The 24,084-nt window shown below is 68.4% G+C and carries 19 protein-coding genes and 1 tRNA gene; 12 read left to right on the forward strand and 8 right to left on the reverse strand.

What is annotated here, in order from left to right:
- The first annotated feature begins 365 nt into the window (after window positions 1-365).
- Window positions 366-2,018, forward strand: coding sequence for a DNA mismatch repair endonuclease MutL (gene mutL, locus K7W41_RS07390; protein ID WP_224606379.1), 1,653 nt, complete (start codon window positions 366-368; stop codon window positions 2,016-2,018).
- A gap of 253 nt (window positions 2,019-2,271) precedes the next feature.
- Here the strand turns inward: mutL and K7W41_RS07395 are convergent, their stop codons facing one another.
- Window positions 2,272-2,901 (reverse strand): hypothetical protein, encoded by a 630-nt coding sequence (locus tag K7W41_RS07395; protein WP_224606382.1) that lies wholly within the window; start codon window positions 2,899-2,901, stop codon window positions 2,272-2,274.
- A 235-nt stretch (window positions 2,902-3,136) separates the two neighbouring features.
- On the opposite strand from K7W41_RS07395, the gene K7W41_RS07400 reads away from it, so the two are divergent.
- The gene (locus K7W41_RS07400; RefSeq protein WP_224606386.1) at window positions 3,137-4,123 is read left to right on the forward strand and encodes an MBL fold metallo-hydrolase; all 987 of its coding nucleotides are present in this window, start codon (window positions 3,137-3,139) and stop codon (window positions 4,121-4,123) included.
- 19 nt (window positions 4,124-4,142) lie between these two features.
- Here K7W41_RS07400 and K7W41_RS07405 read toward each other — a convergent pair whose 3' ends face one another.
- Together K7W41_RS07405 and K7W41_RS07410 are read right to left on the reverse strand one after the other, a co-directional pair.
- Entirely contained in the window at window positions 4,143-5,378 is a 1,236-nt protein-coding gene (locus K7W41_RS07405; protein ID WP_224606389.1) for a phosphotransferase, read from the reverse strand.
- Entirely contained in the window at window positions 5,368-5,901 is a 534-nt protein-coding gene (locus tag K7W41_RS07410) for a flavin reductase family protein (protein WP_224606392.1), read from the reverse strand. The genes K7W41_RS07405 and K7W41_RS07410 overlap by 11 nt, the downstream gene beginning before the upstream one ends.
- 87 nt (window positions 5,902-5,988) lie before the next feature.
- On the opposite strand from K7W41_RS07410, the gene gltX reads away from it, so the two are divergent.
- Complete coding sequence (gltX, locus tag K7W41_RS07415; protein ID WP_224606395.1) at window positions 5,989-7,410, forward strand: glutamate--tRNA ligase; 1,422 nt, start codon at window positions 5,989-5,991, stop codon at window positions 7,408-7,410.
- A 211-nt stretch (window positions 7,411-7,621) separates the two neighbouring features.
- Here the strand turns inward: gltX and K7W41_RS07420 are convergent, their stop codons facing one another.
- The gene (locus tag K7W41_RS07420; protein WP_224606398.1) at window positions 7,622-8,767 is read right to left on the reverse strand and encodes an META domain-containing protein; all 1,146 of its coding nucleotides are present in this window, start codon (window positions 8,765-8,767) and stop codon (window positions 7,622-7,624) included.
- A gap of 183 nt (window positions 8,768-8,950) precedes the next feature.
- Here K7W41_RS07420 and K7W41_RS07425 point away from each other — a divergent pair, with 183 nt between their 5' ends.
- Together K7W41_RS07425 and K7W41_RS07430 are read left to right on the forward strand one after the other, a co-directional pair.
- The gene (locus tag K7W41_RS07425) at window positions 8,951-9,373 is read left to right on the forward strand and encodes a cobalamin B12-binding domain-containing protein (protein ID WP_224606400.1); all 423 of its coding nucleotides are present in this window, start codon (window positions 8,951-8,953) and stop codon (window positions 9,371-9,373) included.
- A gap of 18 nt (window positions 9,374-9,391) precedes the next feature.
- Window positions 9,392-10,576, forward strand: coding sequence for an MFS transporter (locus K7W41_RS07430; protein ID WP_224606402.1), 1,185 nt, complete (start codon window positions 9,392-9,394; stop codon window positions 10,574-10,576).
- Between the two features lie 122 nt (window positions 10,577-10,698).
- Here K7W41_RS07430 and K7W41_RS07435 read toward each other — a convergent pair whose 3' ends face one another.
- From K7W41_RS07435 to K7W41_RS07445, 3 genes are all read right to left on the reverse strand, one after another.
- On the reverse strand, window positions 10,699-11,973 hold the full coding sequence (locus tag K7W41_RS07435) for a hypothetical protein (RefSeq protein WP_224606403.1): 1,275 nt from the start codon (window positions 11,971-11,973) through the stop codon (window positions 10,699-10,701).
- A gap of 371 nt (window positions 11,974-12,344) precedes the next feature.
- Window positions 12,345-14,705 (reverse strand): putative bifunctional diguanylate cyclase/phosphodiesterase, encoded by a 2,361-nt coding sequence (locus K7W41_RS07440; protein WP_224606405.1) that lies wholly within the window; start codon window positions 14,703-14,705, stop codon window positions 12,345-12,347.
- A 93-nt stretch (window positions 14,706-14,798) separates the two neighbouring features.
- A tRNA-Ser gene (locus K7W41_RS07445) sits at window positions 14,799-14,888 on the reverse strand.
- A gap of 105 nt (window positions 14,889-14,993) precedes the next feature.
- Between K7W41_RS07445 and plsY the strand changes: the two genes are divergently transcribed.
- From plsY to K7W41_RS07460, 3 genes are all read left to right on the forward strand, one after another.
- Window positions 14,994-15,608: a glycerol-3-phosphate 1-O-acyltransferase PlsY gene (gene plsY, locus K7W41_RS07450; RefSeq protein WP_263489633.1), complete on the forward strand. Its 615-nt coding sequence runs from the start codon at window positions 14,994-14,996 to the stop codon at window positions 15,606-15,608.
- Window positions 15,609-15,693: 85 nt separating this feature from the next.
- Window positions 15,694-16,758, forward strand: coding sequence for an IS4 family transposase (locus K7W41_RS07455; protein ID WP_224606409.1), 1,065 nt, complete (start codon window positions 15,694-15,696; stop codon window positions 16,756-16,758).
- A 43-nt stretch (window positions 16,759-16,801) separates the two neighbouring features.
- Window positions 16,802-17,416 (forward strand): hypothetical protein, encoded by a 615-nt coding sequence (locus K7W41_RS07460; RefSeq protein WP_224606412.1) that lies wholly within the window; start codon window positions 16,802-16,804, stop codon window positions 17,414-17,416.
- 291 nt (window positions 17,417-17,707) lie between these two features.
- On the opposite strand, the gene K7W41_RS07465 is transcribed toward K7W41_RS07460, so the two are convergent.
- Window positions 17,708-18,781, reverse strand: a complete 1,074-nt coding sequence (locus tag K7W41_RS07465) for a hypothetical protein (RefSeq protein WP_224606415.1) — start codon at window positions 18,779-18,781, stop codon at window positions 17,708-17,710.
- Window positions 18,782-18,972: 191 nt separating this feature from the next.
- Between K7W41_RS07465 and K7W41_RS07470 the strand changes: the two genes are divergently transcribed.
- The 4 genes from K7W41_RS07470 to K7W41_RS07485 all read left to right on the forward strand — a co-directional run bounded on the left by K7W41_RS07470 (window position 18,973) and on the right by K7W41_RS07485 (window position 24,079).
- A complete protein-coding gene (locus tag K7W41_RS07470; protein WP_224606417.1) occupies window positions 18,973-19,272 on the forward strand; it encodes a hypothetical protein in 300 nt (99 codons plus the stop codon).
- A gap of 239 nt (window positions 19,273-19,511) precedes the next feature.
- Window positions 19,512-20,531, forward strand: coding sequence for an aspartate-semialdehyde dehydrogenase (locus tag K7W41_RS07475; protein ID WP_224606420.1), 1,020 nt, complete (start codon window positions 19,512-19,514; stop codon window positions 20,529-20,531).
- Window positions 20,532-21,037: 506 nt separating this feature from the next.
- Complete coding sequence (locus tag K7W41_RS07480; protein WP_224606423.1) at window positions 21,038-22,825, forward strand: proline--tRNA ligase; 1,788 nt, start codon at window positions 21,038-21,040, stop codon at window positions 22,823-22,825.
- Window positions 22,826-23,461: 636 nt separating this feature from the next.
- The gene (locus K7W41_RS07485) at window positions 23,462-24,079 is read left to right on the forward strand and encodes a rhomboid family intramembrane serine protease (protein WP_224606426.1); all 618 of its coding nucleotides are present in this window, start codon (window positions 23,462-23,464) and stop codon (window positions 24,077-24,079) included.
- Window positions 24,080-24,084: the final 5 nt, after the last annotated feature.

Below are 24,084 nucleotides of genomic sequence, written 5' to 3' on the forward strand. Positions count from 1 at the left end.
GGCCGCGCCCTCTCCATCACGGCCCACCCTTGCGGGGGTGCGGCCGCCGTTCACGGCCGCTCACACGGACTCCGGCTGATCCGTTGCAGCCCCTGCGCTTCGCTGCGGTGTTTCCACTCCGTCACCGCTGTTCCTGCTCTGCGGCGCCGCTCTGCGCGTCCCTCCGGTTGGGTGAACCCGTTGTTCCACAACGGATGAACCGGAAGCCTGATCACACCCGAAGGCCCAACTCCTGTGGCCCCTGGTGGCGGGCGCCGGCGGACACGGCCGGCCCCTTGTGACCTCACAAGGGTTCTGCTTCCGCCAGCCGATAGAAACCCAGGGCAACAATGCGGCGGGCCGCAGCCGCTACCCTGGCAGGGCGAATGACGTCGCCTGCCATCCACGTGCTGCCCGAGCATGTCGCCCGCCTGATCGCGGCCGGCGAGGTGGTGTCGCGCCCGCTGGACGTGGTGCGCGAACTGGTGGACAACGCCCTGGACGCTGGGGCCACCCGCATTGAGGTGGAACTTGATGGCGGCGGCCTGACCCTGGTGCGCGTGCGTGACAACGGCGGCGGAATCCCGGCGGCGTCGGTGGGACTCGCGCCGCTGCGGCACGCCACGAGCAAGCTGTCTCCCGACACTGGACCGGCGCTGCAGGTCACCACCCTGGGCTTCCGGGGCGAGGCGCTGTGGGCGGCGGCGCAGGCCGGGGACCTGCATCTGGTCACGCGGCCCGCCGCGCAGGTGGGCGCCTGTGAGGTGCTCGCCTGCGGCGACGAGGTGCAGGTCAGCCGCACCTCTGCCCCGGCCGGCACCACGGTAACGGTGCGGCGCCTGTTTGCGCGTCTGCCTGCCCGGCTGCGCACGCAGGCGCCACCCGCCACGGAAGCGCGGGAGGTCACCGCCCTGCTGGGGCGCTACGTGCTGCACTGGCCGGGCCTGCACTGGCGGCTGAGTGTGGACGGTGAGGTGCGGCTCTCGCACGCGCCCAGCGACCACCGCGGCGCCGTGGCCAGCGTGTACGGCCCCCTGAATGCCAACCGGGTCCTGCCGGTGACGCACGGGGCGGTGTGCGGCGTGGTGTCCCGCCCGGAACTCACGCGGCCCCGGCGTGACCGCATGCACTTCAGCGTGAATGGCCGCCCCGTGCTGGCCCCACCAGAGCTGGAACGCGCGGTCATTGAGGCCTATGCCGAGCTGCTGCCCGCTGGCGCAGCCCCCCTGTGCGTGCTGGACCTGAGCCTTCCCCCTGAGGGTTACAACCCCAACGTGCACCCGGCCAAGCAGGTGGTGGCCCTGGCCGACCTGGGCAGTGTGGCCGCGCAGGTGCGCGCCGCTGTGGCAGCGGCCCTGAGCGGTCATCCGCTTGTACGTGCCGCCCCGGCCCCACTTTCCCCGGCGGCCACGCCCACCCCACCCACACATGACCATTTTCCGGCCCTGACCCTGCTGGGCGTGTACCAGGAGCTGTATCTGCTGGCGCAGGGTGAGGGCGACCTGTGGATCGTGGATGCCCACGCCGCGCATGAACGCGCCCTGTACGAGCATTTGCGCCGTGACCTTGCCGCCGCGCCCCCGGTGGAACTGCCGGAACCTGAACTGCTGCACCTCACCCCGGAGCAACTGGCCCGGCTGCACGAACGCGCCCCGGAATTACAGGCCTGGGGGCTGACCATTGAGGACTTCGGCGCGGGCCTCGCGCGGCTGCGCACCCTGCCCGCCACGCTGGCCACGCTCGCTGTGCCCCGCCTGCACGAGCAGATTGTTGAAGCGGCGCTGGGCACCAGCCCCGACCCGCAGCGGGACGTGCTCGCCCGCCTGGCCTGCGCCCCGGCCCTGAAAGCCGGCATGCTGGACCGCGCCCGGGGTGAAGCGGTGCTGGCGGCCCTGGCCGCGTGCGAGCAGCCCTGGGCCTGCCCACACGGCCGCCCCACCGCCGTGCGCCTGCCCGAGCGTGACCTCGCGCATACCTTTGGGCGGCGCGGCGTGCGCGACATTCCCCGGGGCCGAGACGCCGCGCCGCAGAAGGGGTAGGGCGGGTCCCCTCTTCTTTGGGCAAAGTTGGGTGCGCTTGGCCCACCCTCACGGTGCATCTGCTCTGCTTCAAGCGACCAGACGGGCGTGCCTCCTGCCTGTGCGGGACGTCGGCTTTGCCGGCCAGGACAGGCGGACCCCGTTACGCCACCCACGAGCCGCGTCCAGGCTCAGGACCTCGACGTTGGTCTGGAGGGCAACCGAGCGACGCGCGTCTCGAACACAGGATGTTGAACTGTTCGTGGCGGTGGCCTTAGCGCGTGCTCAGGGCGCTGCGCTGGCCGCTGAACAGGGCGGGAAAGGTGGCTTTGGCCGCGCGGGTGATCACCGGCTGCACCCAGTAGGGCAACCGGGCGGCGGCATTCGTCACCTCAAAGCGCCCATCTTTCGAGACGGTCATCACCCCGGTCCACCCCTGGCGCAGCGTGAGGTTGTAGTAGGTGTTCAGCCCGGCGCAGCGTCCCTTGAGGGTCACGGTGCGGTCGCTGTACATCCACTGACCACGCCGGGTGGGCGTGGTGGGGTGGTCAGCCTGCAAGACGGTGGCCAGCCGACCACTGGCCGCGTGGTAGGCCAGCAGGGTTTCGGCGGTGTAGGTGCGCGCGCCGGCGGGGCTGACCTTGACGCCCGGGCAGATGTCGATTGGGCGCACGGGCGGCTGGAAACTCTCGGGGATGGCGACATTGAAGCGCGTGCCGGAGACAGCGCCGGCCCCCAGCAGCCAGCCTTCGCTCAGGTTGGTGAGGAGAATGCGCACGTCCCCGGCCCCCACCTGTGTCAGGGCGGCCGGGTTGCGGATTTCACCGCCAATTCCTACCGCCACGGCGGCGGCAGGTGAGGACAGGAGGCCAAGCAGAAGAGCAGCGGGCGCGGCGCGGTTCATACCGTGCAGGATGGGTGGCGCGGGTCAATGGCATGTCGGCCGAAGTGAAGTTCGTTACAGGGTGTCTAGGCCTTGCTGACAGGGCAGAGGGACCTTGGCCTGCTCCTGCTCACCGGTCCAGACCTTTGTGGTGAACCCATCCGCCATCTGGCGATGCCGCGGGTGGGCAAGGCAGTGGCAGCATGGGCGGCAGTGTGCCGTCAGGGTTCTGCCTGCGGCCACTGGAGGACGCTGCATGCTGCACATTTCTGTTCTGGGCCGCCCGGCGGCCGACAATGCCCTGCTCGTGACGGCCGAGTCGGGGCAGGGCCGCACCCGGCTGCTGCTGGACTGCGGCGCGGGCACCGCCGACACGCTGCCGCTGGGCGTGGTGCAGGACATCCGGCACCTGTGCCTGTCGCACCTGCACATGGACCACATCAGTGGCTTTGACGCCTTTTTTCGCGCCACCTTCGACCGCCCAGGAGAGAACCACATCTGGGGCCCGCCGGGCAGCGCGCGGATCCTGCAGCACCGGTTTCAGGGCTTCTGGTGGAACCACGCCCCGGAACTCCGGGGCACGTGGCTGGTGCATGAGGTGTGGCCGGAGCGTGTGGAGACGGTGCGGTTTGAGGCGCATGAGGCGTTCGCCGTGCCGCACCCCATGGGGCACGCGCCGCAGACCGGCCTCCTCCTGACCACGCCGGAGCTGTCGGTCTGGGCGCTTACGCTGTCACACCACGGCGCCAGCCTGGGCTTCCGGCTGCAGGAGCCGGAGCGGGTGAATATTGACGCCTCACGCCTGCGCGCCCTGGGCCTGACTGGTGGGCCGTGGCTGGCGGCGCTGAAGGCCAGCGCCACGGGCATGCTGGACACCCCGGCCGGACCGCGGGACGCCGATGAGTTGCGTGCGACCCTGCTGCGCCGCGAACCCGGCCAGAGCGCCGCCTACCTGACAGATTTTCTGCTGGATGACGAGGCGGTCACGCAGCTGACCCCCTGGCTGGCCGGGGTGGACACGCTGTACGCCGAAGCGCAGTACCTACCGGAGGACGCCGCGCTGGCCGCGCGGCACCACCACACCACGGTGGATCAGGTGGCGCAGCTGGCGGCGGGCAGTGGGGTGGGCCGACTGCGCCTGCTGCACCTGTCGCGCCGGTACCCGGCCGACCGCTGGCCGGAGTTTCTGGAGGTGGCGCGCCAGCAGTTTGCGCCCACGGCATTCCCGGACGAGTGGGCTTGACCCCGCGCTAGCCCGCACCTCAGGTCAGCCGCTGAAGTTCCCGCGCCGCCTGCCGCAGGTAATAGGGCACGTAGTTCGGCCGCGTGCCGGGCACCGTGCCCGTCCAGGTGCGGAACGTGGCGTCATAGACGGCGGCGCGGTGCAGCAGGGCCAGGGGCAGCGCCCGCCAGAGCAGCGGCGCCGCGTCGGCGGCGTCCAGGGCGCGCAGGTACGCGGCGCCCATCCGTGCGGCGGCGTCCGGGTGGGCCTGCCACACCGGCAAGGCCGCGCGGCTGGGATGCAGGGCGAAGGCCAGAAACCAGCCGGCATCCATGAACGGGTGGGTGGCGCTGGCCGCTTCACTCCAGTCGAACCAAACGCTGCCGCGCGCCGCGCTGTGCAGGGCGTTACGGGGATGGGCGTCCCCATGGGCGGGTAAATCCGGCAGGCCGTGCAGTTGCAGGTCACGCAGGGCCGCCCGGAGGCGGGGCCGCGCGGCGGTCAGGGCGTCAGCCACGGCCGGTTCCAGATTCCAGCCGCGCAGCGCTGCTCGGTCACCCAGGAGGGCGTCCACCTGCTCGGTCATCTGCTGCAGGGGCAGGGCGGGAGCGCCGGCCGCAGCCAGGGCCCCGGCGTCAGCGGTGCGCTGAAACCGGGCGAGTCTCGTCAGGGCCTCCGTCCAGGCGTCCAGTGCCGCTGCGCCGTCCAGCAGGGCGCCGCCGTCCTGGGTCAGCAGGGCGCCGCGGGCCGGGTCGGCCGCCAGCACGGGGGGCAGCAGCTCGGGGTGCCGGGCCCACAGGTGCGTGGTCAGGGCTGCTTCCCGGCCACTGTCACTGACCTTCAGCCACGCGCGGCCCTGTGAGGTGGCGAGGAGGTGGGTGGCGCTCAGGTCACTGGCGAACTGCAGGTGAGGGGCGCCGTCCAGGGCGACCCCCGTCCCCTGCAGCAACTGACCGGCCAGCTGATTGACGGTCGCGGGCCAGCCGGGGCGCTGCCAGCGGCGAACATTGGGAATGGGCGGCGGCCGCTCGGCACGCCACCCTCCCCCACCCGTGGGTGTCCCCTCGCCCAGCGCCTGCACATGAACCAGGCCGGCCTGCCCGAACAGGTGACCGCCGTCATGCAGCAGCCACACCGGGCCCAAGGCGGCGCTCAGCGCCTCTTCCAGCGGCTGCTCGGCGCTCAGCAGCACCTGCGGCCAGCCGCCCTCCGGCGTGCGCCAGACCAGGAGCGCCTGCGCGTGCCACAGGGCCACCGCCCGCGCTTCAGGGGCCATGCGTCACGCGCTGCTCGGTGGTGGTCGTGTACACGCTCCGCCCCAGGTAAATGGCGGGCGGCGCGGTCAGCAGGCCCTGATCGTCGTAGGCGTCCGGGTCGTAGTACACAGCCTGCACCTCACCCACGATCAGGTCGTGGTCGCCGGTGGGCAGCACCTGCGTGACCCGGCAGGTGTAGTGCAGGTAAGCGTCCCGCAGGGCCAGCGGCTGCTCCGCCAACGATTCCAGGGCCAGCAGCGCGTGTTTGTCGTGGCCGTCATGCAGGCTGTAAATGCCAGTGCCCTGCACGGCCCCCGCCTGCGCCAGCGGCAGGAAATTCACGCCGAAGGTGCCGCTGGCCAGGATCAGCGGGTGGGTGGCCCGTTCACGGCCCACCGCCACCCCGTACAGCGGGGGCTGGGCGCTCAGGGCGGTGTGCCAGCCGGCGGCCATCACGTTACGTGTCTCGCCGTGCCGGGCCGTCACCAGCGCCACAGTGCCGGGGTAGTAGCCAAAAAAACGGTCGGTGACCTGACGCAGCATGACGGCGAGGATAGCGGCCCGCCGCCCCCCCGGCGCGGGTGGCCGCCGGGCTGCGCCGCGTTGCCCGCGCCCCGTATCCTGTGCCCCATGTCTGTTGTCACCCGCATTGCCCCCAGCCCCACGGGCGACCCGCACGTGGGCACCGCCTACATTGGCCTGTTCAACCACACCCTGGCCCGTCAGCAGGGCGGCACCTTCATCCTGCGCATCGAGGACACGGACCGCAACCGCTACGTGCCAGACAGCGAAAAACGCATCTTCCAGATGATGCAGTGGCTGGGCCTGACGCCCGACGAGTCGCCGCTGCAGGGCGGCCAGAATGGCCCGTACCGCCAGTCGGAGCGCTTTGACCTGTACGGCCAGTACGCCCGCCAGCTGGTGCAGAGCGGCCACGCCTACTACGCCTTTGAAACCCCCGAGGAACTGGCGGCCCTGCGCGAAGCGGCGCAGGCCGAGGGGCGCGTGATCGCCGTGCCCAGCCGCGGCCTGGACCCGGCGGCGGCCCAGGCCCGCGCAGACGCCGGTGAAGCCGCCGTGATTCGCCTGAAGGTGCCGCGCGAGGGCGAAACGGTGGTGAATGACCAGCTGCGCGACCCCATTCACTTTCAGAACCGGGAAATTGACGACAAGGTGCTGCTCAAGGCCGACGGCTTTCCCACCTACCACCTCGCCAACGTGGTGGATGACCGTCTGATGGGCGTGACCCACGTGGTGCGCGCCGAGGAATGGATTACCTCCACGCCGATTCACGTGCTGCTGTACCAGGCGTTTGGCTGGCCGGAGCCCGTGTGGGCGCATATGCCGCTGCTGCGCAACGCCGACAAGTCCAAGATCAGCAAGCGCAAGAACCCCACCAGCGTCGAGTGGTACCAGCAGCAGGGCTTTCTCCCCGAAGCGATGCTGAACTTCCTGGCCACCATGGGCTGGACCCACCCGGACGGCCTGGAGGTGTTTGACCTCGCCGAGTTCCAGCGCGTGTTCCGCCTGGAGGACGTGACGCTGGGCGGCCCCGTGTTCAGCCTGGACAAGCTGCGCTGGTACAACGGCAAGTACCTGCGCGAGGTGCTGGGTGAGGACGAGGTGGCCCGGCGCCTGCACGCGCATCTGGCCGGGCAGAAGGTAGAGCTGCCCCTGGACGACTACTTCCGCGCCGTGACCCGCCTGATGATTCCCCGGATGGAGGTGTTCAGCGAGTTTCTGGACAAAACCCCGTACTTCTGGCGCGAGGAGTACCCGGTCACCGAGAAGGCCCAGGCGGCCATTGATGGGGCCAAGACCCTGCTGCCCGACCTGGCCGCGCGGCTGAAGAACCTGCCCAGCTTCGATGCCGTCAGCATCAAGGCCGCATTTGCCGCCTACGCCGAGGAGCAGGGCCTGAAACTGGGCAAGGTGATGCCCCCGGTGCGCGCAGCCGTGGCCGGCACCATGGAAAGCCCCGACCTGCCCGAGTTGCTGGCCACCCTGGGCCGCGAGCGCGTGGTGGCGCGGGTGGAGCGCGCGGCGCGGTAAGGACCGGATTGACCGCAAAACAAAGCCAGGGCGAATCATGATCCGTCACCCTGTCTTTGTTTTGCCCCAGCCGTCACAGCGGTATTCCGTTACGTTGAGGGGAGGGAAGGACCCCCTCAACTCCACTCCAACCGCTGTCTGTCGCGGTCACTCGCTCCGCTCGCCCCACATCACCTGAAGGTAAACCCTTCAGATGATGTGGTTACCGCTATCAGTCCTGCTCGAACACCCAGGTCTGGTCGTCGGCCTGCAGGGTCAGAGTCTTGCCAGTCACGGTCAGGGCGGGACCAGCCTCCAGCAGCGCCACCAGCGGCAGGGTCTGCTCTTCCGGGCACATCATGCGGGTGCTGGTCACGCCGCCTTTGACGCTCAGGCGGCCGGCCGCCACAGCAGCGGCAGCGCCAAAGGAATTGCAGCCGTCCACCCCGCCCACACGGCCATTTTCAAAGGTCAGCACCACGGGGCGGGCGGTCTGCGGGGCGGGCTGGCCCCCCAGGGTTTTCAGGCGGTAGGTGCCGCTGGGCAGCGGGGTGGCCACAGGCGGGTTCACGGGGGCCAGGGCGCTGCCGCCGGTTATGCGGGTCAGGGTCAGGGTGCCCGCCTGACCAGTCAGGGTCAGGGTGGCGCCGCTCAGGGCCGGGGTCAGGGGGCCACGCAGCACGGCGCTCAGGGCCTGCTCGGCCTCGGCCTGGGGGGCTGGGCACAGCAGCCGCGTGCCCGCCACCCCCATGAACTGAAACTCACCACCCGGCAGGCGGGTGCCCGGGGCGCGCAGGCTGTTGCAGCCCACCACGCCGCCCAGGCTCAGGGCCGGGCCCTTGACGGTCACGCTCAGCACGCCGCGCAGGGGCAGGGCGCGCGAGCCCAGCTTCAGGCCACTCGCCACATAGGTGCCGTCCAGAGAGGCAGGCTGCGCCGGATTTCCAGAAGAAGGGGTGTTCACAGCGCCTCCAGCGGTAAAGGTCAGGCGGCCCGCTCCGGCCACCAGGGTCAGGGTGTTGCCTTTCTGCTCAAAACGGGTGGTGCGCGCCAGAAGCCCCAGATAGTCCTCACGCAGACTCAGGGCCGCGTCGGGGCAATTCATGCTGCTGCCCCCCGAGAGGCCGCGCAGCAGCAGCGCCTGCCCGTTCAGGGTGCCGGTGCCCGTCAGAGGGCTGCACCCAGTCGAACCGCTGACCTTCAGGGCCCCGCCGCTGGCGTCCAGCCGCAGGGTGGGGCGGGCCAGGGCTGGCCCCGGGGTGATGGGCGCGCGGCCGGGCAACTGCACACTCTGCAGGGTCCAGGTGGTGCCCACAGGGGCCGCCGGGGACGGCGCACTCAGGGCGGCCAGGGTCAGGCTGGAGAGCAGGGCGTTCATGAGAGGGTTGTACACCGCGAAACTGATGACCGTGTGATGACCTGCGCCCAGTTGCCGCGTCCGGACACCCCCGGCCCGCCGCGCCGCGCCAGCCCGTAGAATGCGGCAAACGCTCGTTAGGCTCCTGCCCAGAGCCGTTCAGATTGACCCCCCGCCTGCCCCCAGGCGCCCCAGGAGGACTGTATGGAAGACCGCCGTATTCGGGTACTGATTGCCAAGCCGGGCATGGACGGCCATGACCGGGGCGCCAAAGTCGTGGCGCGCGCCCTGCGCGACGCGGGCATGGAAGTGATCTACACCGGGCTGCGCCAGACCGCGGAGATGATCGTGAACGCGGCGGTGCAGGAGGACGTGGACGCCATTGGGCTCTCGGTGCTGTCCGGCGCGCACATGCATTATTTCCGCGAGGTGATGGGCCTGCTGCGCGAGCGCGGCGCCGACGACATCATCGTGTTTGGCGGCGGCATCATCCCGGACCAGGACCTGCCCAAGCTGCAGGAGCTGGGGGTGGGGCGCGTGTTCACGCCCGGCGCCAGCACCGAGGACGCCGCCGCGTACCTGCGCGGCGCGGTGCAGGCCCGCTGGCAGGCGCAGGGCGAGGCGTGAGCCGGCGCGGCCCCGCCCATGGCTGAGGCCGCCCCGGCCGCCGAGGCCCGGCCCGCCCTGGGCGCGGGGCGCGTGGCCCCGCTGTACGCGGCGCAGGCGCTGGCCACCGGCGCCACCACCGTCAGCACCGTGCTGTCCAGCCTGATCATCAGTGGGCTGGGCGCCGAGCATCTGGCCGGGCTGCCCGCCACCCTGATCAGCGCGTCTGGGGCAGTCTCGGCGGGGTTTTTCGGGGCCTGGATGCTGCGCCGGGGCCGGCGCAGCGGCCTGAGCGCCGCCTTCGCGCTGGGCATGCTGGGCGCTGTGACCGGGTTCGTGGGGGCGCGGCTGGGGCTGCTGCCGCTGTTTCTGCTGGGGGCCGCCCTGATGGGCGCGGCGCAGGGCGGCTACCAGCAGGCCCGCTACGCCGCCGCCGAGAGCGTGCCCGAACCCCAGCGCGGCGCGGCCCTGGGGCGGCTGATGCTCATGAGTGTGGCAGGCTCGTTTCTGATCACCGGCGCGGCGCGGCCCATAGAGGCGCTGGGCGCGGCCCTGGGCACCAGCCCGGAGGTGGCGGGCTGGCTGGTGGCCAGTGCACTGCTGGGCGCAGCCGCCCTGCTGTTGCGGGCGTGGCGCCCCCTGCGCGCGCCCACGCAGGCGTCCAGCCCCCGGCTGGGGCTGCAGGCGGCGTTTGCCATTCCAGGTGTGAAATCCACGGCGCTGGCCCTGGCCACCGCGCAGGGCCTGATGGTCACCCTGATGAGCCTGACCCCGCTGCGCGCCCACCACATGGGCATTGAGCACGCGGGCGTGGCCGCCCTGATCAGCGGGCACATTCTGGGCATGTTCGGCTTTGGCTGGCTGACTGGCCCGCTGATTGACCGCCTGGGGCTGCGCTTTGGGTACGTGAGCGGCGCGGCGCTGCTGGCGGCGGCGGCCCTCACGGCCCCGCTGCACGGCACCCCCTGGCTGGCGCTCAGCCTGTTTCTGCTGGGCCTGGGCTGGAACCTTGCGTTCGTGACCGGCAGCAAGGCCCTGACCCGCTTTCCTGCGGCCCAGGGCGTCACCGATGGGCTGGGCTACGTGGCGGCGGGCACCGGGACCCTGCTGGGCGGCGTGGTGATTGCCCAGCTGGGCTTTCCAGCACTCGCGCTGGGCTGCGCTGTGCTCTCGGGCCTGCTGCTGGTGAGCGCGTGGAGGGTGTCAGCAGGAAGTGGAGAGTAGGAAGTGGGAGGGGGCCATGCGCGGCCACCCTCCCACTCGCTTTTTGAGAGCACAAGCCTCCTCGGCACTGGCGTACCGATGCCCTCCCCTGCTTCCCACTCACCACTCCCTACACCCCGCCTTTATGGATTTGGCCCACTGACGAACGTGTCGTCACCCGGGCTCACGGTGCTGCGCCCGCCCTGCTGGTCGTAGCGCACGCCACTGTTCATGCGGCCCACCGCCGCCGCCAGGGCATTGGCCGCACTGACGGCGCCGTTGGGGGCAAATGAGCGGGTCCACATGTACCAGCGCGGCGCCACCCCGTGCTTGCGGGCCAGGCCGCTGGCGGGATTCAGATCAAACACGTACTCGGGGAAAATCTCGGTGCGGCTGATGAACTTGGCCATCGCCAGATTGTTGTCACCGCCCAGGTCGTTCAGGCGGCTGGACTTGATCCATTCCACCGCCACGCCGCTGTTTTTCAGGGCCTGGGCAATGCGGGCGCTGCGGGCGGCGGGGGTGGCGTCTGGGCTCAGGAAGCTGTAGCTGTGGCCGCCCCCGGGACTGGCCGGGGACCAGTAAGGATCGGCCAGAATGATCCGGCTGGGGCGTTTGCCCGCTGGCAGCGCGGGGTCGGCCGCTGCCCGGTCAGCGAGTGCCAGGGCCATCTGGGCGCCCAGCGAGTGCCCCATCACCCGCACCCCCTCGGCGCCGCTGTAGGTCCAGGCCGAGAGCGCGCTTTTGTAGGCCGCGTAGAACAGCTGGCCCGCGCTGACCGTGGGCATCCCTGCCTGCGTGTAGCTGCCGTCGGGCTGGCGGTAGCGCATGCGGATGTCCTGGGTGCGGCCCAGGGCGTCGCGGTAGGTGTACGCGGCGGTCCAGATTTTGGCCTGGGCATGGTACGGCACGCCCGCCGTGCCTTCGTCGTCGGCCAGCTGGGTCCAGTGGTACAGGGCCACGTTCCACCCGGCGGCAATCCAGGCGTCGGCCACGCTCTGGTTCGCCTCGCTGAAATAAAACGAGTCGCGTTTGCCCGCCTTGGTGCTGCCGTCCTGCCAGCCGTGGACGAAGATCATGACCGGGCGCGCCGGGTCGTAATACCCGGGGATGGCGGCGCCGTCGGCCCGCGCCTTGCAGCCCACGCCGCCTGGGGCACCCGTTTCGGCGCGCGAGTACCAGTAGAGCCCGGTGTCCAGCCCCGAAGCGCCGTAGGGCAGCGCCAGTTGCGTGGGGCAGGCGGCGGCCTGGGCCCCCAGCGCCGGGGCAGGCGCGGGGCTGAGGGCCAGCAGCGCCTCACTGAAGCCTTCTGGCAGCGCGCTGGCCTGGGCGCTGGGGGCCGGGCGGGGGGCGCCGCAGGCGGCGAGCAGACCGCACAGCAGCAGGGCACAGGCAGATCGGGCGGGACGTACAGGCATGACAACCTCCAGGCAGACGGCTTGCGAACTGTGGTGTGGGGTGAGGGCCAGCGGGACGCGGGGCGCCAGAGCGCCAAGTGGGCACAGGAACAGAGAGCCGGAAAGTGGGTTTGAGCGCCGACGGCGGAGAAGACCCCGCGCTGCATAGTCCAGCCAGGACGCTCAGGACCTGGGCGGCCGGGCGTTCGGCGGCGAAACGTGGCCGGAAGCGGGGTCAGTCCGGCCGGAAGGTGGATTGTGGGTTACGGGCATCAGGCTACCCGACCCGGCCCCCGGCTGCCTAGAGTCTGCAGTTCAAAATTCGCCGTTTTTTCTGCCGTGGGCGTGGAATAACGGCAGACGCTGCGTTGCGCCCGTTGCCCTGGCCCCCCTCAACCCATCTGCAGGTGCCACCACGCCTGAAAGGCCTGCGGCAGCAGCGGCGGGGCAAACGCGTAGCCCTGGGCCGCGCCGCCGCCCAGCCCCAGCAGCGCTTGGCGGTGCGCCTGGGTTTCAACCCCCTCGGCCACCACATGCAGCCCCAGTTCGGCCGTGAGGTTCAGCAGCGCCGTGATCACCGCCTGGGCCGCCGGTTCGCCGGGCACGTCACGCACAAAGGCCTGATCCAGCTTCAGGGTGTCAATGGGCAGGTGGCGCAGCACCGCGAGGCTGCTCTGGCCAGTGCCAAAGTCGTCCAGGCTGATGCGCACGCCCAGCGCCCGCAACGCCGAGAGCCGCTGCCCGGCTTCGCGCAGGTCCGTGACCGCCACCTGTTCCGTCACTTCCAGGCTCAGGGCGTGGGGGGGCAGGTCAAAGTCGGCCAGGGCCGCTTCCACAGTGGCCGTAAAGGCGGGGTCGGCCAGTTGCACCGGCGACACATTCACGGCCACCGACAGCAGCCCCAGCCCCTCGGTGCGCCACACCTGCGCTTGGCGGCAGGCCTCGCGCAGCACCCACTCGCCCAGCGGCCGGATCAGGCCGTTGTCCTCGGCCACCCCGATAAACTGCGCCGGGCTGACCAGGCCCACGCCCGGCCGCTCCCAGCGCACCAGGGCCTCGGCGCCCACCGGGCGGCCGGTTTTCAGGTCGCACACCGGTTGGTACGCCACCCGGAACTCCTGCCGGGCCAGCGCGCGGCGCAGGGCCTGGTCCAGGTCCAGCCGCTCCGTGACCTCGCGCTCAAAGGCGGGCAGGTAGCGCACCAGGTGGCGCTGGGTGCGCTTGGCCACATACATCGCCGTGTCGGCCCGGCGCAGCAGGGTGGAGGCGTCGTGGCCGTCGGCCGGGTAGCTCACGAGCCCCCCCGACACGCGCAGGGTCATGGCCCGGCCGTCCAACCACAGCGGCGCGCCCAATTCGTGCAGCACCCGCTGGGCGCGCTCCCACGTGCTAGCCGCGCCCCCCGCCGTGGGGAACAGCACAATAAACTCGTCGCCGCCGAAGCGGGCAGCGTCGTCGCCCACCAGCGCCTGCAGGCGCGCGGCCACCTGCCGCAGCAGGGTGTCGCCCGCGTCGTGGCCCAGGGTGTCGTTCACGCGCTTGAAGTCGTCAAGGTCGGTGAACAGTAGGCCGAACGGCTGCTGGGCCTGCAGCAGCGCGCCCAGCCGGGCCTGCAGGCCAGCGCGGTTGGCCAGCCCGGTCAGCGGGTCGTGCACCGCCTGGTGACGCAGGGCCACCTGCACCGCCTGCAGTTCGCGGGTGCGGGCGCGCTCGCGCTCGGCGGCCAACTGGGCCTTGAGCAGCTGCGCGCGCTGCTCACCGGCGGCGTCCAGCTGCGCGCGGTCCAGGGTGCGCGCCTCTTCAAGGTGACGCAGGGCCTCGTCCAACTGGCCCTGCGCCCGGTGGGCCGCTGCCAGCGCCGCGTGGGCGTCGGCGGCCTCGCGCGGCAGGTTAAACGCCTGGGCCAGTTCCAGCGCAGCGCACAAAAAAGGCTGGGCCGCCGCCGGGTCGCCGCATTCGGCGTGGGCGCGCCCCAGCGACAGCTTTAAGCGGAACTGCGCCAGCACCGGCAGTTCGGCCGATACCTTCAGCTGCAGCTGGCGCGCGCGCGCCAGCACCTCGCCGGGGCGCCCCAGGGCACACAGGCTGCCAAACAGCCCGCCCAGCACCAGCGCCTCAAAGGCGTACAGGCCATGCTCGCGCACCTGCAGCAGGGCCCGCTCGTAGACGGCCAGCGCCGCCCGGTGCTGCCCAGAGCGGGTGTGCACCACCCCCAGGGCATGCTGGGCCTGCACCTCATACTCGGGCCGCTCGGTTTCGCGCGCCAGGGCCACGGCCTCACGGGCGTAGCGCAGTGCCAGATCACGCTCGAAGGCGTCGGCGTGCAAGCCGCCCAGATTGACCAGGGCGCGCAGTTGCCCCGGCACGTCGCCGCGCGCGCGGGTGCGCTCCAGGTTGGTCAGGTGCAGCTGCACCGCGCGCCCAAAATCCCCCAGATCGGTCAGCACGAGCGCGGTGGCATTCAGGGCGCGGCACGCCAGCGCGTCGTCGCCCAGGGTCTGGGCGCGCGCGGCGGCCGTGTTCAGCAGCCGCAGCGCGCTGTGCGGCTCCTTGTTCTCGTACTGCGCCACCCCCATCAGAAACAGGGCGCGGGCGGCCGTGTGGCTGCGCGCGCCCTCGCCCACCTGGGTCAGGGCGCGCTGCGCCAGGGCGTAGGCCAGTTCAGGGCGCACGTTGCGCAGTTCTTCGGCTTCGTCCAGCAGGGCACCCAGCAGTCCAGAGACATCATCCGTGGGGGGCGCGGGCCGGGTCATGGTGGGTGCGGCCAGTGTACGCCCGCCCCGCCGCCCACCGCCAGCCACCCCCCAACGGACGAAGCCCCCGGGGAAAAACCCGGGGGCACACTGTGGCGGAACGGGAGGGATTCGAACCCTCGATAAGCTTGCACCTATACACGCTTTCCAGGCGTGCTCCTTCAACCACTCGGACACCGTTCCAGCGCAGAGCAGCCTAGCGGGTCGGGGGCGGAAAATCAATGCGGGGACCAGCGCGCGCTGGCCGGCCCATCTGTGGAGTCGGTTCAATCCGGGCAATCACCTATCATGCCTGCTGTGAGCCTGCTTGCCGTGCTGACGGTTTTGCTTTCCTACCTGCTGGGCGCCATTCCGGCGGCGGCCTGGGTGGCGCGTGCGCGCGGGGTGGATATCCGCAAGGTGGGCAGCGGCAACAGCGGGGCCACCAACGTGCAGCGGGCCCTGGGCAACGGCCCGGGGCTGGCGGTGGCTGTTTTCGACATCCTCAAAGGCGCGCTGGCGGTGGGGCTGGCGGGTCTGCTGGACCTGGGGCAGCCGGTCATGGCCGCGTGCGGCGTGGCCGCCGTTCTGGGGCACAACTTCAGCCCCTTTCTGGGCTTCCGGGGGGGCAAGGGTGTGGCGACCTCGTTTGGCACCATGACGGCCCTGCTGCCTGTGGCCGGGCTAGGCGCCGCCCTGCTGTTCCTGCTGAGTGTGTGGCTGACCCGCTTTGTGTCGCTGGGCAGCATACTGGGCGCCGTGACGGCCGCCTTCGTGTGTTTCGTGGCTGGGCCTCTGTGGCTGGGGCTGGTCATCACCGGCCTGAGCGCCCTGCTGATCTGGCAGCACCGCGACAACGTGCGCCGGTTGCAAGCCGGCACCGAGCGGCGCTTTGGGGAGAAGACAGCCGGGGCCAAGAACTAACGACTCTGGCCAACTGCTATACCTGACTACCAGTCAAAACTCGTGAGGGAATGGAAAAGTCGGCTCGTGTAGCGTGCTTTCTGCGATGAAGACACGACCGAGCCGACACCCACACGATACCTTGCAGACCGCAAGGCGGTCTGCTTTTCCTCTCGATGCGCGCCACCTCGAGGTGCTGGCGGCGCTGATCCTGGCGATGATTCAGGCGCGCAGTGTCGTGCTGTACACCTTGAAGACGCATGTGCACCTCCCCGGCTCGCTGGAGACGCGATACCAGCGACTGCGGCGCTTTGTCCGGTTTGACTTCCCCGAGCATCTGTTTGCGCGCTTCGCCCTGTCCTTCCTGCCCGCCGGTGAGCTGCACCTGATCTTGGACCGCACCCATTGGAAGCTCGGTAAGCAGGATGTCAATATCCTGCTGCTCTCTGCTGTGTGGGACAGCTTTAGTCTGCCATTGATGTGGACGCTGCTCCCCCACGGGGGAAGCAGTTCGCAACAGGTGCGCGAAGCGCTCCTGACCCGGTTCCTTCCGTGTTGCCCGGACCGGTCCATTGGGAGCCTGCTGGCAGACCGGGCGTTCATCGGCAAAACATGGTTCACCTTTCTCGATCAGCACGGCATTGCCCCCTGTATCCGCCTGCCGGCCACCGCCACCATCGGGACCGGCAGACTGCCGGTCTGGGCCTGTTTCAAAAAGCTCCAGGCGGGCGAGCTTCGCCGCTGGCACCGTCCTGTGGTGGTCTACGGCGTCTCGCTGCGCCTGTGCGCCACCAAGAATGCCGCTGGCGACGTCCTCTACCTCGCGTACCGTGGCCATGCGTCCATCAACCTGCGCCGGTATGCCCAGCGCTGGCAGGCGGAACACCTCCACTCCGCCCTCAAAACCAGAGGCTTCAACTTGGAGGATACGGGGCTGACGCAGGCAGAGCGCGTGTCGACCCTGCTTACCTGCGTGTCGGCTGCCTTCATCTGGGCCTGTGTGACGGGCCAGCTCCTGGCCAGCAAGCAGCCCGTGCAACGCAAGACACACGGACACCGTGCGGTGTCCGTGTTCCGATTGGGCCTCGATCATCTTCAGGATCTCCTGCTCCACCCCTCGCCTTCGTCCTGGCGGGCCTTATATGCCCTCATGCCGAGTTTTGACGGGTAGTCAGGATTGCATCACCTGTACCGAGCATGAAGAATCAGCAGACATGACGCCCGTGTTTACGCCACCTGAAACTTGGCGGGGAGGGTTCCTCGAGTTGGCGCTCGAACTTGGGCCCACCGATGATGCTCAGCTTCAGAAGGCATTTGAAGTGATCTGGATCCACCCAAACGTGCAGGGCGTGTATGTTGACCGCAACACGGAACCGGAAAACCAACTTCTTTTTGCCCCAAGCCAGGTTACACCACGATCTCAAGGCACATATGGCGTGATAAGTCTGCCGTCCGGAGTGATATTGCCCTTTACAGTTCTGGTTGTACGTGGGGATGGAGAGGATTGGTTGGACATTGATATTCCGATGGGTGCCGTCCAACATGCTGTGGGTGATGATGAGCTAGCATTTTACTCAAACGGAAACGTGTCGGATGCGTCACCTGTTGCTTGCGTACGAGAGCTAGAGGACTTTCTAGCCGAGTTGGCATCAGTGGTGTTCACGCACGTTAAGTACAGATTGGGGTTGATAGGTTGGGAGGTTTCTGGCACGCAGGATGCACAAGAGATACGAGAGCAAGGCATTCCCACTGTGCGGCACGTAGGGTATGTCCTACCTGAAGAAAGCACGCTACGGTATTACCCAAGAACTGCCTATCCGCACCTCTGACAACACTCGCGATTTTTGTTCGGTACTTTTAACAGTCTTTAGCTATTACGTAGCCCTTCAAGTGTAAGCAAAACGGGGACCTCACGGTGTCCGTGTCTCGACTGGGCCTGAATTGTCTTTGTCCTTGTGGGCCGTGTGAACTCTCATGCCGAGTTTTGACGGGTAGTCAGCTGCTATACACACTTTCAAGTCCCACAACACTTGAAGGGAAGCGACGTCCACCATCCTGTCGGCCAGCAATAACTATGTCTTTGTATTTTTAACACCGACAGCGGAGCAACACCATTCTGCTCACCAACTAAGCAGAGACAGTGTAATGGTGGCTAAATAATATGTCCGACGGCTGCGTAAGTAATTGGGCATTTTGGTAATGAAGTTTATATTATTTTTATCTTGCATTAAAAGTATTGGGATGGTAACAGCATTTAGTGTTCTCCACTCATTCAAATTAACATCATAGATGGGCAATGTATCACCTTGTGAAAACAGAAGAAACTTTGCTCCCTCACTCCAAAGAACTCCCTCCAGTATTGAGGTTCCATCATCACAAGGCCTCTGAACAGTGTGGGTTATAGGCTCAGGTGGTGACCAAGTCCGAGACCATGAGTCAGGAAATACAGCGCGAAAGAGGTTCAGGTCGACCGCTTCTACCGTGGTCGTTGATGGGTCGCAGCCAAAATTATCTAATCTATTAAGGAAGAGTAGGTTATCTTTTATTGTAACCGCCTCACCGGTAATATCAGCAACGGCTCCAGAAACTGGGTTGATCATCCGATCACGCGCGCCGACAACAGTTGTGACTGCTCCATTCTCAGTAGATTTATCCGACATATAGATGAAAGGGGCACGCCCCACAGCTTCAATGACTTTGTAAGCGCACGTAGCTTGGCAAGGCGGCAGCTTGAATGTCCTCTGCATGCCACTCCTCTTGTCAACAAGGACACCAAGGCCGGCAGCCTCAGCAAGCAGCCAGGAAGCCGACTCAGACAAATCCCAGGTGAATCCATTTGGCGCCTTGTGCAGAACAGTAGAGCGGCTCACTGCTGAACTTGTCAGATCGTATTGCAACAAGCGCTCCTGATCGGCCACTAGGACTCTATGACCGTAGATGGAAAGGACGTTCCCAGGCAGCTGAACGCGTTGCAGAAAACGGCGGTTATTGCCATCGTACGTATTGATCTCGCTGATTTCCTCTTTCTTTAGCACCGTGGAAACGAAGCCATTCTGGACAATTAACGCCGCTGGAGACCTATCACGGACGTCATAAGGAAGTCGAGCCAGCAAGTTTTGAGTCGCACTCGCCATAGAAAGCGGCGACAGAACAACTACGGCGAATATTGTCCTTTGCCAGAAACGCGAGAACATACCTCAACATACATTGTACTTACTTTTCTGACTATCGAAAGAGCGAAGGAAGATAATGCCAGGAAGAGGTGCTTTTGTCATGCTCACTTGGCAGGGCGCTGCCGGGCACATCCTGCCCTGCGTGCGCTATGCTGCCCCCACCACACAACATGGGAGCCCGACAGGCGGTGTTCGGGCGCGCAGGGGGAAGGATGTCGGCCAGGATTCGCGTGTACGGCAAGGAAGCGGTGTTTACCCAGGGCCAGTGGGCCTGCGACGACGAAAGCCTGCAGGCCATGCTGCAGGCCCTGGCCGATCCACGGGCCATGACCGAGGAACAGGAGCGCGAGCACGCCCTGTACGCCGCCGGGCGCTTTGGCGGCCTGATCGCCACCCCCTACGGCTGGGAGGCGGCCCCCCACCCCGAAGCGGAGATTCGCATGGAGGACTTTGCCCCCGCCCGGCAGCCGGAGCGCGCCGGCTGGCTGAGTTTCCTGCGCAAGAAACGGTAGCGGGCGCTCAGGACTTTCACCGCTGATGCCCAGCTTAGACAGGCTGGCCGGAGAAAAATGGCGCGCAGACAGCACGGGGCTGGGGTCGGGGCGCCAGCGCCCTTGACCCCCACCCCCCCAGCCCCTACCCTGGACCCCATGAAGGCCCACACGACCACCATGACCCCCTAGGGGTGGCAGTCGTTGGAGACCGCCGCCTGCGAGACACGCACGGCGGATTTCTTTTTGAAGGGGTGCATATGCGCGTAGCGATTGTTGGGGCGACCGGAGCGGTGGGGCACGAGCTTCTCAAGGTGCTGGAGGGCAGCACGCTGCAGTTTGACGAGCTGCTGCTGTACGCCTCGCCGCGCAGCGCCGGCAGCACCCTGCCGTTCAGGGGACAGGACCTGACTGTGCAGGTCACGCCGGACGGCGCCATTGACGCCGACGTGATTCTGGCCTCGGCGGGTGGCAGCATCAGCAAGGAAAAGGCCCCCGCCTGGGTGGCGGGCGGCGCCGTGGTGATCGACAACTCCAGCGCCTTCCGCTACGACGCGGACGTGCCGCTCGTGGTGCCGGAAGTGAACGGCGCGGCCGCGCTGGAGCACAAGGGCATCATTGCCAACCCCAACTGCACCACCGCCATTGCCGTGGTGGCGGTGGCCCCCATTCACCGCGCCTACGGCGTGCGGCGCATGATTGTCAGCACCTACCAGGCCACCAGCGGCGCCGGGGCCAAGGGCATGGACGAACTGCTAAACCAAACCCACAAGGTGCTGCACGGCCAGGAGGCCAGTGCCGAGGTTTTTGCCCACCCCATTCCCTTTAACGTGATCCCCCATATCGACGCCTTCCAGGACAACGGCTACACCAAGGAAGAGATGAAGGTGGCCTGGGAGACCCGCAAGATCATTGGGGACGATTCACTGAAGATCTCGTGTACAGCGGTGCGTATTCCCACGCTGCGCACGCACAGCGAGGCCATCACGCTGGAACTGGAGCGGCCCGCCACGCCCGACGAGGTGCGGGCGCTCCTGGCAGAGGCCGCGGGCGTGGAGGTGCGCGACAACCCGGCGGAGAAGCTCTACCCCATGCCCCTGACCGCCAGCGGCAAGTACGACGTGGAGGTGGGCCGCATCCGCGCGTCACTGGTGTTCGACGGGGGCATAGAGCTGTTTGTGGCGGGCGACCAGCTGCTCAAGGGCGCGGCCCTGAACGCCGTGCAGATCGCCGAGTACCTGCAGCAGCATGGCGCGCTGAAGGCCAAGCAGCGCGCCTAATACGGCTTCCGAAAAATCCCGTCAGGTATGACGGAATTTTTTCGACCGGACTGATCCAGCTGCGCAGCAGAGGGAGAAGGAAAAAGGACGGATTTCCGGAAATTGGGCTGGCACAGCGCCGAAGGCGGGGAACATCCAGTTCTTTTCTGGATGTTACGGAAATGGACGGCAGTCCGTATAAAAGCGCCCCAGGCAGCAGAAGGGCCCCCGCCGCGTGGTGGGGGCCCTTCTGCTGGTGACGCGGCCGTGAAGGGCGCTTGACGGGCTGTATGGCCCTCCCCTACCCTGGGCGCCATGAGCGCGCAGATGTTCCCCCAGACCCCGGTGCCCGTGCGCACCGGCCGTGTTGGTGCGGGCCTGCCCGTGCTCCCGCCACCCTCCGGGGTGTGACACCTGCCACCTGCCGGTTGGCCCCGCCCGTGGCGTGGGCCCTGTTGTCACACCGTTGATTCTGTTGGCCGCGCTGCGTGCGCAGCGGGCGTGGCCAGCCCCGAAGGGAGAGCCCCATGAAACTGAGTTCCAGTCTGCTGCGCACGCAGCGCGAAGTGCCCGAAGGCGCCGAAACCCAGGGCATCCAGCACCTGCTGCGCGCCGGCTATGTCCGCCGGATCGGCAGTGGCCTGTACGCCCACCTGCCCCTCATGACCCGCACCATGCACAAACTGGAAGCCCTGATCCGCGAGGAACTGGAGGGCGTGTCGCAGGAGGTGAGCCTGCCGGTGCTGCAACCCCAGCACCTGTGGGATGAATCCGGGCGCTGGGCAGCCTACACGCAGGCCGAGGGCATCATGTTCACCGTGACCGACCGCGCCGGCCGGGCGCACGCCCTGGGCCCCACCCACGAGGAGGTGGCGGTGGACGTGGTGCGCGGGCTGGTGCGCAGTTACCGTGACCTGCCCCTGAGCGTGTACCAGATCGGCCGGAAGTTCCGGGACGAGCTGCGGCCCCGCTTTGGGCTGCTGCGCACGCGCGAATTCACCATGAAAGACGCCTACTCGTTTCATGCCGACGAAGCCAGCCTGCGCGAGCACTTTGAGGCCATGAGCGGCGTGTACGCGCGGCTGCTGACGCGCCTGGGCGTGGCGTGGCGGGCGGTGCAGGCCGACAGCGGCAACATCGGCGGGGCCGAGAGCCGGGAATTCATGGTGCTGAGCGAGGTGGGCGAGGACGAGGTGCTGTACACCGAAGATGGCCGCTACGCCGCCAACGCCGAGCGGGCGGTGTCCCGCGCCGCGCCGGTTGGGGCCAGCCCGTTTGCCGCCTTGGCCCGCCACCACACGCCCGGCACGGTCACGGTGGCCTCGGCCTGTGCCGCGCTGGGCTGCGGGCCCGGCCACATGCTGAAAAACGTGCTGTACGACGCCGTGAGTCTTCAGGCAGGCCAGCGGGTGCTGACGCCAGTGCTTGTTAGCCTGCGCGGGGACCACAGCGTGAACCCGGTGAAGCTGTGGAACGCGGTGCAGGCCCGCGTGGCCGGCGACCTGACCGCGCTGGAGGTGGCACAGCCGGATGGATGGGCCGCCGAGGCGCTGCCGCTGGGCTCTCTGGCCCCGGACCTGCCCGACCACGTGATTGCCCGGCGGGAGGGGCTGCACCCGGCCTTCCTGCGCCTGTGTGATCCGGCGGGCGCCGAGCTGCGCGATTTCGCCACAGGCGCCGGCCAGACCGACTGGCACGTGACCGGCGCGAACTGGGCCACCGCCGATGCCACAGGCCAGTTCGCCCTGCCCGAGGTGGTCGAGCTGCGGCAGGCCCAGGCCGGCGACGCGGCGGTGCATGAGGCGTCGCAGCGGCTCCACTCGGCCCGGGGGATTGAGGTGGGGCACGTGTTTCAGCTGGGCACGCGCTACGCCCAGGCCATGGGCGCGACCTTTACCGGGGCCGACGGCCGCGAACGGCCGTTTCAGATGGGCTGCTACGGCATTGGCGTGACGCGGCTGGTGCAGGCGGTAGCGGAGCAGTGTTCGGATGCCCGCGGCCTGATCTGGCCGGCGGCCATTGCGCCCTACCTTGTGCACCTGACGGTGGTGGACGGCAAGAACAGTGCCCAGCGGGCCGCCGCCGACACGCTGTACGCCGCGCTGGGGGCGGCGGGCCTGGACCCCCTGCTGGACGACCGTGACGAGCGCGCCGGGGTCAAGTTCGCCGACGCTGACCTGATTGGCCTGCCGTACCGCGTGACGGTGGGGCGGGGGGTGGCTGAGGGGAAGGTGGAGGTGAAGGTGCGGCGCAGTGGGGTGGTGGCGGTGGTGCCGGTGGAGGGGGTGGTGGGGTGGATGCGGGCGCAGGGTTGAAGGGAATTGAGTTTGCCTGCGTTAGCCCCACCCCCCAGCCCCCTACCCCAGACTCGCAGAGCTGCGTAGCAGAGGGGCAGGGGGAGCAGACGTTGGCACTGGGCAACGTTGACTAACGGTGTGGGGCGGCCCAGCTTCGTCCCGCTACGTACGCCGTGGCCTTGCTCCGCCCATCGCCTCACGCCCGCGCGCTGCGCGCACGACGGCTTCCGTTGCTCACCCCGTGAAGGCGCATGGCAGGGACGCTGAGGGCAAGAGGTTCTACTTTTGAAAAGCAGTAAGAGCCATAGCCGATTTTGCCTTTCAAGGTAGAACCTTCTGGGCCGCACCAAGACGACTTGCCCCGTACCGCCCAGGTCCAGACGAGGCCGTCGTGCCCGAAGGGCGCGGGCCATTGCGGTGGGGCGAAGGATGGCGTCAAAGCCGGACACGTCACTTGGTTGAGCGACCCCAGCCAACTTCAGTAGAAACTCTTGCCCAGCGCAGCGCCGCTCCCCCCTGCCCCTCCGGGGATGGGGGGCTGGGGGGGTGGGGCTAACCGGGCCAAGCCACCGCCCCCCCAAGAGAAACAACGACCGCCCCCACCTCCACCCAAGGAGCGACGCCCCCCACCCCCTGTTCCGTCATGCTGAACCCATGCGGCCCCCCCCTCCCCCCCGCACCCTGACCTCCCGTTCCGGCCTCCTCCCTGCCGCCGGCCTGACCACCCTGCTCCTCGCCGGCCTCTGGGTGCAGGAAGTGGCCGACCTGCTGATCTTCGGGGGCCGCCTGGACCGCTACGGCATCGAGCCGCGCGAGCCCGGCGCCCTGTGGCACATCCTGACGGCGCCCTTTCTCCACGCCGGCTTTGGGCACCTGCTGGCGAACACCGTGCCGCTGGCTGCCCTGAGCTTCATGAGCGCCCTGCGCGGGCCCTGGCGCTTTCTGGCGGCGCTGCTGATGATCGTGCTGGTGGGCGGCGGGCTGGTGTGGCTGCTGGGGCGCGGGGGCAGCCTGCACCTGGGCGCCAGCGAACTGGTCTTTGGCCTGCTGGCCTACCTGCTGGGCGTGGGCTGGTGGGAACGCACGCCGCTGGCCATTGGCGTGGCCGTGGTGGCCTTCTTGCTATACGGCGGGATGCTGTGGGGCGTGCTGCCGTCCAACCCGGCCGTGTCCTGGGAAGCGCACCTGTTCGGGTTCGTGGGCGGGCTGGTAGCAGCGGCCCTGCTGCACCGGCGCCGGCCAAGTGTGGCCCCTGGCCTGCCACCCCGGTAGGCCGC

It is taken from the genome of Deinococcus multiflagellatus, assembly GCF_020166415.1.
In the GTDB taxonomy this organism is placed as follows: Bacteria; Deinococcota; Deinococci; order Deinococcales; family Deinococcaceae; genus Deinococcus; species Deinococcus multiflagellatus.

Bases quoted from the DNA above. Each gene is read 5' to 3' on its own strand.
- mutL (WP_224606379.1), top strand. From the start codon at position 366: ATGACGTCGCCTGCCATCCACGTGCTGCCCGAGCATGTCGCCCGCCTG.
- K7W41_RS07395 (WP_224606382.1), bottom strand. From the start codon at position 2,901: ATGAACCGCGCCGCGCCCGCTGCTCTTCTGCTTGGCCTCCTGTCCTCA.
- K7W41_RS07400 (WP_224606386.1), top strand. From the start codon at position 3,137: ATGCTGCACATTTCTGTTCTGGGCCGCCCGGCGGCCGACAATGCCCTG.
- K7W41_RS07405 (WP_224606389.1), bottom strand. From the start codon at position 5,378: ATGGCCCCTGAAGCGCGGGCGGTGGCCCTGTGGCACGCGCAGGCGCTC.
- K7W41_RS07410 (WP_224606392.1), bottom strand. From the start codon at position 5,901: ATGCTGCGTCAGGTCACCGACCGTTTTTTTGGCTACTACCCCGGCACT.
- gltX (WP_224606395.1), top strand. From the start codon at position 5,989: ATGTCTGTTGTCACCCGCATTGCCCCCAGCCCCACGGGCGACCCGCAC.
- K7W41_RS07420 (WP_224606398.1), bottom strand. From the start codon at position 8,767: ATGAACGCCCTGCTCTCCAGCCTGACCCTGGCCGCCCTGAGTGCGCCG.
- K7W41_RS07425 (WP_224606400.1), top strand. From the start codon at position 8,951: ATGGAAGACCGCCGTATTCGGGTACTGATTGCCAAGCCGGGCATGGAC.
- K7W41_RS07430 (WP_224606402.1), top strand. From the start codon at position 9,392: ATGGCTGAGGCCGCCCCGGCCGCCGAGGCCCGGCCCGCCCTGGGCGCG.
- K7W41_RS07435 (WP_224606403.1), bottom strand. From the start codon at position 11,973: ATGCCTGTACGTCCCGCCCGATCTGCCTGTGCCCTGCTGCTGTGCGGT.
- K7W41_RS07440 (WP_224606405.1), bottom strand. From the start codon at position 14,705: ATGACCCGGCCCGCGCCCCCCACGGATGATGTCTCTGGACTGCTGGGT.
- plsY (WP_263489633.1), top strand. From the start codon at position 14,994: ATGCCTGCTGTGAGCCTGCTTGCCGTGCTGACGGTTTTGCTTTCCTAC.
- K7W41_RS07455 (WP_224606409.1), top strand. From the start codon at position 15,694: ATGAAGACACGACCGAGCCGACACCCACACGATACCTTGCAGACCGCA.
- K7W41_RS07460 (WP_224606412.1), top strand. From the start codon at position 16,802: ATGACGCCCGTGTTTACGCCACCTGAAACTTGGCGGGGAGGGTTCCTC.
- K7W41_RS07465 (WP_224606415.1), bottom strand. From the start codon at position 18,781: ATGTTCTCGCGTTTCTGGCAAAGGACAATATTCGCCGTAGTTGTTCTG.
- K7W41_RS07470 (WP_224606417.1), top strand. From the start codon at position 18,973: ATGTCGGCCAGGATTCGCGTGTACGGCAAGGAAGCGGTGTTTACCCAG.
- K7W41_RS07475 (WP_224606420.1), top strand. From the start codon at position 19,512: ATGCGCGTAGCGATTGTTGGGGCGACCGGAGCGGTGGGGCACGAGCTT.
- K7W41_RS07480 (WP_224606423.1), top strand. From the start codon at position 21,038: ATGAAACTGAGTTCCAGTCTGCTGCGCACGCAGCGCGAAGTGCCCGAA.
- K7W41_RS07485 (WP_224606426.1), top strand. From the start codon at position 23,462: ATGCGGCCCCCCCCTCCCCCCCGCACCCTGACCTCCCGTTCCGGCCTC.